The organism is Prevotella sp. HUN102, from assembly GCF_000688375.1.
In the GTDB taxonomy this organism is placed as follows: domain Bacteria; phylum Bacteroidota; class Bacteroidia; order Bacteroidales; family Bacteroidaceae; genus Prevotella.
Map to the genome: position 1 here is coordinate 2,198,775 of NZ_JIAF01000004.1, position 12,943 is coordinate 2,211,717.

16 protein-coding genes are annotated in these 12,943 nt (G+C 39.4%); 5 read left to right on the forward strand and 11 right to left on the reverse strand.

Annotated elements, in window-relative coordinates:
• The first annotated feature begins 608 nt into the window (after nucleotides 1-608).
• From P150_RS17260 to P150_RS0114860, 4 genes are all read left to right on the forward strand, one after another.
• Nucleotides 609-878 carry a helix-turn-helix domain-containing protein gene (locus P150_RS17260; RefSeq protein ID WP_081819342.1) on the forward strand — a complete coding sequence of 90 codons (270 nt, stop codon included), beginning with the start codon at nucleotides 609-611 and terminating at the stop codon, nucleotides 876-878.
• 20 nt (nucleotides 879-898) lie between these two features.
• Nucleotides 899-1,213, forward strand: a complete 315-nt coding sequence (locus P150_RS0114850) for a helix-turn-helix domain-containing protein (protein ID WP_028898389.1) — start codon at nucleotides 899-901, stop codon at nucleotides 1,211-1,213.
• On the forward strand, nucleotides 1,201-1,707 hold the full coding sequence (locus tag P150_RS0114855) for a DUF3408 domain-containing protein (protein ID WP_028898390.1): 507 nt from the start codon (nucleotides 1,201-1,203) through the stop codon (nucleotides 1,705-1,707). The genes P150_RS0114850 and P150_RS0114855 overlap by 13 nt, the downstream gene beginning before the upstream one ends.
• 211 nt (nucleotides 1,708-1,918) lie before the next feature.
• The gene (locus P150_RS0114860) at nucleotides 1,919-2,344 is read left to right on the forward strand and encodes a hypothetical protein (RefSeq protein WP_028898391.1); all 426 of its coding nucleotides are present in this window, start codon (nucleotides 1,919-1,921) and stop codon (nucleotides 2,342-2,344) included.
• A gap of 16 nt (nucleotides 2,345-2,360) precedes the next feature.
• Here the strand turns inward: P150_RS0114860 and P150_RS0114865 are convergent, their stop codons facing one another.
• From P150_RS0114865 to P150_RS0114910, 10 genes are all read right to left on the reverse strand, one after another.
• Nucleotides 2,361-2,846: a hypothetical protein gene (locus P150_RS0114865; protein WP_028898392.1), complete on the reverse strand. Its 486-nt coding sequence runs from the start codon at nucleotides 2,844-2,846 to the stop codon at nucleotides 2,361-2,363.
• A 1-nt stretch (nucleotide 2,847) separates the two neighbouring features.
• A complete protein-coding gene (locus tag P150_RS0114870; RefSeq protein ID WP_036932247.1) occupies nucleotides 2,848-5,067 on the reverse strand; it encodes a peptidase domain-containing ABC transporter in 2,220 nt (739 codons plus the stop codon).
• Nucleotides 5,064-6,374, reverse strand: a complete 1,311-nt coding sequence (locus P150_RS0114875; protein ID WP_081819344.1) for a radical SAM protein — start codon at nucleotides 6,372-6,374, stop codon at nucleotides 5,064-5,066. Before P150_RS0114875 ends, P150_RS0114870 begins: the two co-directional genes overlap by 4 nt.
• A gap of 416 nt (nucleotides 6,375-6,790) precedes the next feature.
• Nucleotides 6,791-6,985: a hypothetical protein gene (locus P150_RS0114880; RefSeq protein ID WP_028898395.1), complete on the reverse strand. Its 195-nt coding sequence runs from the start codon at nucleotides 6,983-6,985 to the stop codon at nucleotides 6,791-6,793.
• A gap of 33 nt (nucleotides 6,986-7,018) precedes the next feature.
• On the reverse strand, nucleotides 7,019-7,213 hold the full coding sequence (locus P150_RS17875) for a hypothetical protein (protein WP_028898395.1): 195 nt from the start codon (nucleotides 7,211-7,213) through the stop codon (nucleotides 7,019-7,021).
• Nucleotides 7,214-7,246: 33 nt separating this feature from the next.
• The gene (locus P150_RS17880; protein ID WP_028898395.1) at nucleotides 7,247-7,441 is read right to left on the reverse strand and encodes a hypothetical protein; all 195 of its coding nucleotides are present in this window, start codon (nucleotides 7,439-7,441) and stop codon (nucleotides 7,247-7,249) included.
• Nucleotides 7,442-7,474: 33 nt separating this feature from the next.
• Nucleotides 7,475-7,669, reverse strand: coding sequence for a hypothetical protein (locus P150_RS0114895; protein ID WP_028898396.1), 195 nt, complete (start codon nucleotides 7,667-7,669; stop codon nucleotides 7,475-7,477).
• Nucleotides 7,670-7,702: 33 nt separating this feature from the next.
• Nucleotides 7,703-7,897, reverse strand: coding sequence for a hypothetical protein (locus P150_RS17885; RefSeq protein WP_028898395.1), 195 nt, complete (start codon nucleotides 7,895-7,897; stop codon nucleotides 7,703-7,705).
• A gap of 87 nt (nucleotides 7,898-7,984) precedes the next feature.
• A complete protein-coding gene (locus P150_RS0114905; RefSeq protein ID WP_081819345.1) occupies nucleotides 7,985-10,375 on the reverse strand; it encodes a TonB-dependent receptor domain-containing protein in 2,391 nt (796 codons plus the stop codon).
• A 29-nt stretch (nucleotides 10,376-10,404) separates the two neighbouring features.
• Entirely contained in the window at nucleotides 10,405-11,151 is a 747-nt protein-coding gene (locus P150_RS0114910) for a hypothetical protein (protein WP_028898398.1), read from the reverse strand.
• Between the two features lie 181 nt (nucleotides 11,152-11,332).
• On the opposite strand from P150_RS0114910, the gene P150_RS0114920 reads away from it, so the two are divergent.
• The gene (locus P150_RS0114920; RefSeq protein ID WP_028898399.1) at nucleotides 11,333-12,106 is read left to right on the forward strand and encodes a response regulator transcription factor; all 774 of its coding nucleotides are present in this window, start codon (nucleotides 11,333-11,335) and stop codon (nucleotides 12,104-12,106) included.
• Here P150_RS0114920 and P150_RS0114925 read toward each other — a convergent pair.
• Entirely contained in the window at nucleotides 12,098-12,862 is a 765-nt protein-coding gene (locus tag P150_RS0114925) for a ThiF family adenylyltransferase (protein ID WP_028898400.1), read from the reverse strand. The genes P150_RS0114920 and P150_RS0114925 overlap by 9 nt on opposite strands.
• Between the last annotated feature and the right edge of the window lie 81 nt (nucleotides 12,863-12,943).

A 12,943-nucleotide genomic window follows, 5' to 3' on the forward strand; every position in this document is an offset into this window, starting at 1 on the left:
GGCAGCCAATCTGCCCTGACAAGGTCAAGTCCTGCGGATGGAGAGAAGAATCTCCACCGCAGGATTTTTCTTTTCAAGTTGGTATTGCCATTTTCAATATTCGTGCGGTCGTATTCATCTCTTCCAACCTTGCAGGGCAGGGCTGCCGTAAGAGAGTATAGGCACGACAAGAATACGGCATACTCAGGCTCTTTGGACGCAAGGCGTAACAACCAACAACAGATAGGACTGACGATAATACGGACTATCTTTTGTTTGTACAATTTGTTGTCATGACTATCTGTTGTCAAAACTATATATTGTCAAAATAATCTATCGATAAAACTATCTATAGACACTTCGACTTCTCGATTTGTCGATTTGTCGAACTATCGATAAAACAACAAAATAATAAAAGGAAAGAGCCGGCACCTCATCTCATTACCGCAATAACACAGATGGATCTCCTTTGATCTTTTCTCTTGTTTTCTCTCAATTTCCCTGCTTTTCCTCATTTCTTGCAGCGATGCTTCCGAGGGTTTACTTTTGCACTCGATAAGTACGGCAATGGACTGCATAACAGTTTGTTTGCCGAGTAACAATAAAGTAATCAAAACAAAATCAAGGCAATGAAACTCATTATCATCGACCGCAAAGCGTGGGAGCGGCACTGCTCCGAATTTGCAGACTTTATCCACAGTATTGAACAGCTTATCGGCAATCCGCCCGAAACGGACGAATGGCTCGACAATGAAGCCGTATGCCGCAGGCTCGGCATCAGCAAACGCACCCTGCAATCCTATCGCGACACGGGTAAAATACCCTTCTCCATCATTGGGCATAAATGCTATTATAAGGAGAGCGACATCGCAAAGTTACTGAATGCAAACAATGAATGAAATCAAACACAGAATGAACTATGGAAGAGAAGGAAATCATTACACAGCAAGGCCCTCAAATGCAGATGTTTGCACAGTTGATGGAGGGTACTTTGAAGAAACTGGAGCGTTATTGTTCTACAGCCCGTCCGATGTTAGGCGGAGAGGTTTACCTCACTGGCGAGGAGGTTTGCAGCCAATTACGGCTCAGCACACGTACGCTCCAAGAGTACAGAAATGCAGGAATACTTCCTTTCTACAAAATCGGAGGGAAGATACTTTACAAACAGAGCGACATACAAACAATGCTTGAAAGACATTATAACGCAATACCCAAGAAATTATGGCAAGAATAGATGAACAAAGGAAACAACGTCTGGAACAAGCCCTTCGAGATATGGGCAATTATGGCGTTAAACTCCGCAAGCCCGAAGAGTTGCCCGATTTTGACCAGCCCGTAGATTATGAAGAGGAAAAGAAAAGATTTGAGCCTGTTAAAGTTGAGGAACAAAATGACAAGGAGAGTCACAAGGACTATTCTCAATCGTCCAATCAAGAAACAGGGTTGTCACCAACGGAAAGGGCTACTTCTACCGAAGAGAATCATCAACGAATGGGAAAAACAAGGGACAGGAAGCAATTATCCGAGTTTCAGGGGAAATATCTCCAGCCCTTTCGCAACAGCCACCGCAAAGCCGTGTATGTATCAGAGGAAACTCAACGAAATTTGGACTTCGTAGTGAGGAAAATCGGTGAGCAGGGAGCAAGTGTTTCAGGCTATGTGGAGCAGGTGCTTCGAGAACATCTCGACCAATACAAAGATGATGTGGAAAGATGGCGGAAACTCTGAAGTACTGCATTCATCGAATGCAAGCCTACGCCGAGTTACTGTATTCAATGAATGCAGTAACACGGCATGGGCTTATAATCCGATTTTCTACATCAGCAAGGTGTGTCTTTGTCCGACAAACTACCGTTTGTCCCACAAAAAGCCCTTGCCCCGAAAGGGGATTAAATCACTCCAAAGTCGTGATTAGACAACAAACAAAACAATTAAGATTATGCCAAAATTAGAAATAGCCAATGAGAATCGTTACGGACACCGAAACATAGTAGAAGTTCCCCATTGGGACCGGTGGGACACCCGTATGCCCGATGTAAAAGACCAACTGCGTGCCATTGACCTGTACAACAAGTCGGGGGCAGTGAGCAAGTCCGATTTCGTTCGTGCCCGTATCCTTGGAGAGCATTTCAAGGTGATAACGGTGGATAAATCCGCCGTGGAGTATTACCGCAAGCTCTCCGAACTCACAGCCCAAATACATAAGATTGGTACAAACTATAATCAAGTCATCCGCTTAATGCACCTTTATACGGCAGAGAAAAGCGTAAGGGCTTTGTTGCAGGAACTTATCCAGCTAACAAAAGAACTCACTGCCTTGCAAGAGAAAGCAGTGAGTTTAACCATTGACTATCGAGAGAGATAAGGAATGTAGGATGGAATTATATTCCTCCAAGCATTTTTCGCAGCAGATTGCCCGATGAATGTACTATCTGAAAGTCCACCGTTTGGTTTTCTACAGATTTTATCTCTGTCGGCTTGAAACGGCAAAGGACTTCCTGACGCTCCAATGTGTCACGGACAGAAGAAAGGTCCTGTATTTGCCCTGCAAACGTTCCATAGGGAGATTGCAGACAAATCATTTGTCCGTTTACATTGTCTGGGCGTTTATTTTCGAACTTTAATAAGATGGTTATATCTGTGCTGTCCGTTAGTGTTGCGGTTGTTGCTCCGTGTACGGTAGCCGTTCCCAAATACACTTGTTTATAAGGTAGGAAATAGGTTACGGCTAACAGACAAAGCAAAACAGCTCCTATGGCAGTAATACCATAACGAACGAGAGATGAGGGTATCTGTCCCACGATACTTCGTACTTTTTCGCTGCGGAGCTCAAAACTCCGTTCCTGTTTATTTTCCTGTTTTTCCATATCAGTTACCCAATTCTAATTGGTTTTTCACTAAGGCAAAGTATTTGCCACGTTTGGACGTGAGTTCCTCGTGTGTTCCCACTTCTGCTATTTTTCCTTCGTCAAGCACCACAATCTGGTCGGCATTGCGGACGGTGGAGAGGCGGTGTGCCACCACAATAACAGTTTTTCCTTTATAGAAATCCGAGAGGTTTTCGGTGATGGCTCGCTCATTGTTGGCATCAAGGGCATTGGTGGCTTCGTCCAAGAAGACGAACATAGGATTCTTATAGACTACCCTCGCTATCAAAATGCGTTGCCGTTGTCCCTGACTGATGCCCTGACCGTCCTGTCCTATCATCGTGTTGTAAGCCAAAGGCAGGGCTTCGATGTAGTCAGCGATGTTTGCCACACGGGCAGCATGGCGGATACGTTCGATGTCGGGCTCATCGTCAGATATAGCGATGTTTCTCGCAATGGTATCGGAGAAGAGATATCCCTCCTGCATAACGGCTCCGCATTGACTGCGCCACCAACCAAGGTTAAATTCATTTAGGTTGGCATCGCCTATCCGGATTGCTCCTTTCAATGGTTCATAGAAGCCAAGCAGAAGTTTGATGAGCGTGGTCTTTCCACTTCCGCTCGCCCCCACGATGGCAGTCACCTTGCCGTTGGGAATAGAAAGATTGATATTAGACAGAACATCTTTCGGACTGTAGATGTCGTATTTGAAGGATAGGTCTTTTATCGTGAGAGAATGTCCTTCGGTGGTCGTGTCCGTATAGGCGGTACGTGTCCGTTCGACATTTTCCTCGTTGGTCTCGGTGTGGATTTCGTTCATGCGGTCAAGGCTGATGCTTACGTCTTGCCATGAGTAGATAAACTGAATAAGTTGTTCCACAGGGCTGTTGAGCTGTCCGATGATGTACTGCACCGCCAGCATCATACCGAGCGTCATATTTCCGTGTATCACGGTTGTGGCAGCGAGAACGGTAATTAAAATGTTTTTTACCTCGTTGATGGTGATGCTTCCTGCCTGTTGCACTTGTTGCAGATTGAGCGATTGCAGATTGACCTTAAACAGGTCGGCTTGTACGTCCTCCCATTCCCAACGTTTGCGCTGCTCGCATCCCTGCAGCTTGATTTCCTGCATACCGCCAATGAGCTGGTAGGTTACATTACGGTTGCGTCCAGCCTGCTCGAAGTATTTATAGTCGAGCTGTCTGCGTTTTTTGAGGAAGAGGATGATCCAGCCTGCGTAAAGCGATGTCCCAAACAAGAAGACAAGGAAGATGCCGAGATTATAGACTGCAAGAACGACACCGAAGATCAGAAATGTGAAGAAAGAGAAGAGCAGACTTAGACTGCTTGAGGTAAGAAACTGCTCAACACGGCGATGGTCTTCAATGCGTTGCAAAAGGTCGCCCATCAGCTTGGTATCGAAGAACTTCATCGGTAGTTTCATCAGCTTGATGAAGAAGTCTGAGATGAGCGAGATGTTGATACGGGTGGAGATGTGCAGGAGTATCTTTGATCGGATAAAGTCAATGGCGGTACGGCTGAAAAGAAGCATCATCTCTGCCAGCAGCACCAACCACACAAAGCCGACATCCTTTCCCCCTATACCTGTATCTACAATAGCTTGGGTGAGGAATGGAAAGACAAGTTGCAGGAGTGAGCCGAGTAACAAACCGAGAATGAGTTGCGTAAAGAAACGCTTGTATTTCTTGAGATAGCTCCAGAGAAATTTCACTCGCCTTTGAGTCGGCACTGCTTTCGTGTCGTTTTGAGCATAAAACTGTTCTGTCGGTTCAAGAAGAAGGGCAATACCTTTCTCCTCGCCGTTGGTCTTAGTACTCACCCAATGCTCGCAGAATTCCTCCTTGGTATAGGTTATAAGTCCTTTTCCAGGATCTGCCACATAAACTTCATATCGATTACCTCTGCGTTTCTTTATCTTATAAACAACCACAAAGTGATTCTGATTCCAATGAACGATGCAGGGCAAAGGAAGTTCAATTGCAAGTGTATCAAAACTTAATCGACCTCCGACCGTCTTAAGTCCAATTATTTCCGCAGCTTTACTGATACCAAGAATAGACACCCCTGCTTTCCCTAATGAGCAGATCTTACGTAGTTGTTTACAGCTAATCTGTTGCCCATAATAACTACAGATCATTGCCAAACACGATGGTCCGCAATCCATTGCATCTTGTTGGAGTATAAGGGGGATTTTTTTCATTTTATAGTATTCTTTCTTGTTATAAATTTATCTTTTAGAAAGTCAACTTTTTTACTCTCTGAAAAATCAAATACACAGTATGGAACTTTTTCATTTTCTACACGGTGTTGAGAACATCCTCCATTGCACATAGGAAATATAGCACATTCCATGCAAGCTTTGTTTCTGGTACGAAGATCAAATGAAAAGCGTTTAGAATATTTTTCATTCCATATAATATCGCCATTATCTAGCAAATATCCCTCTCTATTAAGGGAATTAAAGCTTCTTGCCGTGCACTTAAAGATATCACCATTATAGTTTATTGTTACTTGATTCCGTTTATCGGCATAGCAGGTATTAAAGATAGACCTTGAATGTTCACTTTTGTATAAAACTTGGAATCCTTTTACTCTAAAAAGTTCAATGACAGAAGTTATTTGCTCATACATATATATCTTTTCTTGCCAAACTTCATGAAATGAGAAACATATGTATCTCTTTTCATCATTCGTAAAATGCGCAAAGTCATTAATGATGTCTTTTAGACCATTTAGAGTTTCATTTGAAATATTAATCCGGACACGCACTGATACACCCTTTTGAGCACATTTTTTTATATTTTGAATGATTGCATCATAAGTTCCTAATTTTAAATTTTTACAATTTCGGACGCTATTATGTCTTTCCCTATTACCATCTAACGTAATTTGAAGATTTTCCAAATGATATTTTTTGAAGTTGTCAATAATACTATCAGTAAGAAGAAAACCATTGGTGGTAGCATTTGAAATAAAGCTTACATCCTTACATTCCGAGATTTCTTTTGTGTACTTGAGTAGGGGTTGCATAACAGATTTGTAATAGAGAAGTGGTTCTCCCCCAAACCATCCGATATGAATGCGCTTAATTGCCTTATTTTGTAGAACTTTACTAATATGTGCCTTTATTGCGTCTATCGTTTTTGTAGACATCTTTGAACCAACAATATGAGATTCATAACAATACCAACATTTGAAATTACAGTTCATTGTAGGATTAACGATAATAGAATATTGATTATTATCATCATCTGTTTTTTGAGCGATTTTTAAAGCAGTTGTCAGTTCATCAAGATTGTCATCTACAATGAATCCTTTCTTCACAAGTTCTGTAGATAAAGTTGGATGAATATCTTTAATTAACTCCAAAGATTTCTTTTCCTCCAGGAATGGAACAAGTAATAAATATAGTTCATCGCTCATCAAAATAAATGTATCAGACAAGCTGTTATATCCGACATGTGAACCATTTGTAACGAAAAATGTATTATATCTACTTAGTTTCATTTATAATGCTCCTTATATTTTTAGATCTTACTTATTTTTCAAGATTTATCGGATTATTATTCGATAAATCTTGAAAATATCATAAGAATCACGTTTTATAATCACTTTAGAGGAATTTAAAATTATATTTCAGATTCCTTTAAAATTTAGCTATGCAATTTTGCAAAACATTAAAAATTAGATAGAAGCTAACTACAATATCCAATATTTGTATCCTCGGAATGTGTATGTCCACAGTATCCGACATTGGTTGCCTCTGAGTCGCTGGTGACATTGGTTGATTCAAGGGTCTGGAAACCACCTGACAACTTGTTCGCTTCATCTTGGTGCAATGGTTCTACATTTACAGCAGATACCAAACTCTGATTGGTTTTTGTACTCATTTTCTTTTAATATTAATTGGTTTGACAATGTTATTACATGCACACGCCTATGTTGGTGTCCTCGGAATGTGTATGTCCGCAGTATCCGACATTGGTTGCCTCTGAATCGCTGGTGGCGTTGGTTGATTCAAGGGTCTGGAAACCACCTGACAACTTGTTCGCTTCATCTTGGTGCAATGGTTCTACATTTACAGCAGATACCAAACTCTGATTGTTTTTTGTACTCATTTTCTTTTAATATTAATTGGTTTGACAATGTTATTACATGCACACGCCTATGTTGGTGTCCTCGGAATGTGTATGTCCGCAGTATCCGACATTGGTTGCCTCTGAATCGCTGGTGGCGTTGGTTGATTCAAGGGTCTGGAAACCGCCTGACAACTTGTTCGCTTCATCTTGGTGCAATGGTTCTACATTTACAGCAGATACCAAACTCTGATTGTTTTTTGTACTCATTTTCTTTTAATATTAATTGGTTTGACAATGTTATTACATGCACACGCCTATGTTGGTGTCCTCGGAATGTGTATGTCCGCAGTATCCGACATTGGTTGCCTCTGAATCGCTGGTGGCGTTGGTTGATTCAAGGGTCTGGAAACCGCCTGACAACTTGTTCGCTTCATCTTGGTGCAATGGTTCTACATTTACAGCAGATACCAAACTCTGATTGTTTTTTGTACTCATTTTCTTTTAATATTAATTGGTTTGACAATGTTATTACATGCACACGCCTATGTTGGTGTCCTCGGAATGTGTATGTCCGCAGTATCCGACATTGGTTGCCTCTGAATCGCTGGTGGCGTTGGTTGATTCAAGGGTCTGGAAACCGCCTGACAACTTGTTCGCTTCATCTTGGTGCAATGGTTCTACATTTACAGCAGATACCAAACTCTGATTGGTTTTTGTACTCATTTTCTTTTAATATTAATTGGTTTGACAATGTTATTACATGCACACGCCTATGTTGGTGTCCTCGGAATGTGTATGTCCGCAGTATCCGACATTGGTTGCCTCTGAATCGCTGGTGGCGTTGGTTGATTCAAGGGTCTGGAAACCGCCTGACAACTTGTTCGCTTCATCTTGGTGCAATGGTTCTACATTTACAGCAGATACCAAACTCTGATTGTTTTTTGTACTCATTTTTTTTTAATATTAATGGTTTGACAATGTATTACATGTACACACCTATGTTGGTGTCATTATACTTCATTTTTATTTAATTAACAACTAGTTATTAGCTCTGTTGTATTCGTTTAGATTACCTGCCTTATGTTGCTTTGCTTTTATCTTGCTGCTTCCAAAACTATAACTGAGCCCCAATGTAAACATACGATTATCGTAATAATTTCTGTATGTTTGCTTGATACCATTAGTATAGGTATCATAATAAGGCTGCTGCGTCTTAAAGACATCATTGAGCGTTGCGGAGCACTGTAGTTTTCCGTTTAAGAATACTGCCTTAACGCCAATGTTGAGAAATTGAGAAGAGCGACTCTTGGAGATAATATTTTTATCAGGTGAGTTATACATATATGTAAATTCTCCAATAATAGTTCTTGATTTATTAAAAAAGAAAGTATGGTGGGTGTAGAATTGGTAACGCACCCCTTCCATATTGGACATATTGAGATTTAATCCCTTTTTAAGATTCCCTTTTGTCAAATATGTAGCAAGCGTTGATACCGTATTCCACCATCGGGTTGGATTATATAGAAATGTTTCATTAAGACCGACGATAAATCCATCCCAGAAGTTGGAGGATTTGTATACCTGCATCTGGTTTTCTACGTCAATGGTAGGAATGCTTCCATATCCATCTGTAATAAAAACACCATATAACTTGGTTATCAAGCGACCTTTATAGATGTGTTGTATCTCAATATTGTCCGAAATTTGAGGTCTTAAATCTGGTGTCCCCTCTTGATAGGTTGTGGAGTTAAGGTAAAACTTAAAAGGATTTAGAGACCAGAAACCAGGACGACTAATCCGACGACTATAATTCAGGTTAAAAAAATTATCTTGGTTATGTTTATAGGATATGTAAGCCGTGGGAAAAAGTTTCCAATAATCATTCTTGTCAGTTTGATTGTACTGTTTAGAATAACCTTCCGTGCGTGTGTATTCCAGCCTTATACCTGCCTTAAAACTCCATTTCTCATTAAAGGTTTTAGCAATATCGCTATAAATGGCTCCAATATTTTCGTGATAGCCAAAGTCATTGCTTTTATCAGTATCCAATTCTGCTGTATTTTCTACAATATTGAATAGTTCTGTGTCATTATTTGTTGATGTCTTTGTCCACTTTGTCCCATAAGTGAGCATGCCTTTTATTATAGGATGTTCAAAATCGATCTTTGCACTGATATTCTTTATATTTTGTAAGCCTATGTTTTGCACATCAAAGTCAGATGTTTCATCACGCTGTAAAATACTATGAATTAATCTATTTTGTTTATTTGTGTAGTTGAAATAATCCACATCTGATGATAGCCTATAACCCTTAGATCCTATCGCCTGCATATAATGTGCATTTAAGCTATGTATTTTATTATTCTTATCATTGTGTCCATTGGATAGGATGATTCCTTTGGTATGATTATTGGAGTTGTCATATATCTTAGTGTTATATGAATCGGTTGCGTCATGATTATTGAAAACACTAGAATAGAAGACACCAATACTTGACTTCGGAGTTAATTGATAGTCAAAACCAATATGTACAGAAATGTTGTCAGTTTTTTCTTTTGAGTTCAGTAAGCCATCCCAAGTTTCCTGTGAATAGTATATTTTTGTTTCTGTTTCCATACCACGATAGCCCTTGTTAGCATCAAATGATAAAGTTAATGCTATCTTATTCTTGTTGTAAGCAAAGGTGTTACCTATTCTCCCCCAAAAAAACTTTCCTTGTTTATAAGAACTACGAACCTGATTGCTCCAAGAATTGTTATCCATACTCTTGAGCTTTATGTTTATCAGACCGCTATTCCCTTCTGCATCATATTTAGCAGGAGGAGTGGTGATGACTTCTATTTGCTTGATATTCTGTGCCGGGATTGAATGCAGGTAGTTTATAAGTTCCTCACCTGTCATTTTGACGATACGCTCGTTTATCATAACCACTACGTTTTGCTTTCCAATGATTGATATTGAAGAGTTTTGTACATTCAATCCAGGTGTAACTTTCATTGCATCTACAGCACTACCAACAGAAGCAAGTGGAGAATTCTGAATGTCAAATACAAGCCTGTCTGGCTTCTGTTGGATGAGTTTTCGACGCCCAACTATAGTTACTTCGGAAAGCTTCATAGCCTGGGGCTTGAGTAAAATAGTCCCAAGGTTTTCTTGTGTTAAGGTGGATATTTGAGCTGATTCATAGCCAATTGATCGCACAACGATGTAAAACGGGGTACTGCTATCTATCGTAATACAAAAAGAACCGTCTTCAGCAGAGGTTACTCCTGTGAGATACTTATTGTCATTCTTTTGCAGTGCAACAATTGTTGCAAATTCAATTGCTTGCTTGTTCTCTGAATCTTCAATTCTTCCTGTATAGGTTTGGGCAACAGCTGAACTCCAAACCATAGATAAGAATGAAATAAAAATAATTAAATGCCTCATATTGTTCCTATTTTTTATAGTTAGTAATATTATATATGCAAATATCTATTATCTTTGTTATGAGCCCAATACCCAAAAGGGTAATTATGAGTTCCTTCTAAAACTTTCACCCTTTCGGGTAATTGGACTTTTCCACTATCAAATCGGATGTCAAAAGCCATAAAGACATTATTGAGCATAAACTCCGTAAGCCCCTCTTTGGTCACCATCATTGGTATTGTCATAGAGCCAATGTATTCTTTACCTTTGGATAGAGGATGGGCATCTATTCGCAGAATTTTCATCACCCGTAATAGTTTTTCATCTGCTTCGGCTAACAGAACACCCTCTTTATATTGAAATATTGGACTGATGGCGTACAACATCAACAGTTTAAACAACTTCCCGTTATTCCCATATTCTTGCTTTATCGCAAAACGTCCAATATGCCAAAGATGATAATAAGAGTTTAATAGTTTTTGAGGATTCACAATTTCATTACCAAAAATTTTGATTAATGGGAGTGTGTGAGGATTGTCATTCCAATTGGTAATACGAATGGCTCCAACAATACATCCTAAATCATTTTTGGCAACAATGGTCGATGAATATTCAAAATAAGCTTCTTCTTCCGTAAGGACAGAATAGTAATCTTTTGAAAAACAATGAATATCAAATTCCTTACCTTTGTGGTGCATATAATTTTCGTTCACAACAAATTTTACGACGGCAGGAAGCGATTCTCTCGTCACTTGCCATAAAGTAATGTTTTTGTAACTTGTAATGTATCTATCCATATAATGTCTTTTAAAATTGTTTTGATAATGCAAAATTCGGTACGAAGACAAGGTTTGACAATACCCCAAAGGGTAATTCTGAAAAATTTTGATGTAAATGGTGCGATTTTTACCCTTTCGGGTAATGTTTTTGCCTCTAAATGAGTATCTTTGTACCGTAACTATTCCATATTGACTGTCAATGAGTGTACTTCTTAACGAAAATAGCCGTCTACAGTTACCGCAAGATGGTCGTCCTCAGATAGGAGACGAGCAATACTATGACTTGCAACCTTATATTGACTCTGCGAAGGCATTTGCCCAAATTACATATAAATCTCTCTACATCATTGATTATAATAGGATGAATTTTCTGTATGTATCGGATAACCCTCTACTCCTTTGCGGAGAGAACGTAGAAACAGTGCAACAAGAAGGATACAACTTTTATTATAATCATGTACCTGAAGAAGATCTTGAATTCCTTACACAAGTCAATAGAGTGGGTTTTGAATTTTTCAAAGGAATTGCTGTTTCAGAACGCTCTCAGTATACAATATCTTATAACTTCCGAATTACTCAAAAAGAATCTCGAGAAAAAATCTTGATAAACCATCAGATAACACCACTTAAATTGGACTCAATGGGAAATGTTTGGTTGGCTCTTTGTTTGGTTTCATTAGCTCCGACTCAAGAAGTCGGTGTTGCTTATATGACAGCGGTTAATTCAAATACGATATGGAAGTTTTCCTTGAAGAGTGGACGTTGGAAACAAATTGACAATATTGTACTAAATGAATATGAAAAAGCCGTGATCCGACTGGCGAACCGCGGCTTATCTGTTGGGGAAATTGCTAACGAAATTAATCGTTCGGAAGATTCCGTAAAAGGCTATCGCAAAAAATTATTTCAGAAACTCGGAGTAGGAAATATTTCTGAAGCTATTGCTGTGGCTACACATCGCAGACTAATTTAAATCATCGTGTTCTGAGTAGTAATAGAATTTTGGGAATACTTTTACAAATTCTCTCCTGACAATACGTATAAGGATAGAAGTACATATTCCGCCAACCAAAGAAGAAGCTATGGATAGTTGGGGAGGTGGCAAAGGCACACCCTCGTCTTCATACTTTCGTATTACCTCTTCTATCCATATTTTGGGTCGGACCCAATAGTTGAAATAGTCCGTCACATGCTGTACTGCACGTTTCTCAAATCCCAGATAACTCTCTCCTTCAGAAAGTAAACTTTCCAATTTTGCTCCTTTGGGAGAAACAACTATAACAATACCTGCAAATCCGACATTATAAGGATGTAATACATAGATATCCTGCTCCGCACACAATTGGTCAAAGACAAATGGAATGTCACTTTTGAAATCAAGAGCATTAATTGCTACATCATGTCCTACGATGATATCCCTCACATTATCATGATTGATAAATGTGTTTATAGTCGAAATTTGTGCTTTAGGATTGATGCTAAGTAGTCGATTTTTCAAAGCCTCTACTTTGGGCTTTCCCACATCTTCCTCGGTATAGTTTTGCCTATTGAGATTGCTTTCCTCTACTACATCTCCATCGACCAATGTGATAGTTTCAAATCCTATGCGCAATAGCGTTTCTGCAACATTACTTCCTATTCCAGCACCAGCAAGTAAGACCCGAAAATCTTTGATTTTTGCCTGATCTTTATCGGAAATGTAGATTCGATTTCGTTCGTATCGTTTCATTTGAATACTATTTTGATTAAATGTTTATACCGACAAAGTTCTTATTGTTTGCTCTTCTACGCAATACCCGAAAGGGTAATT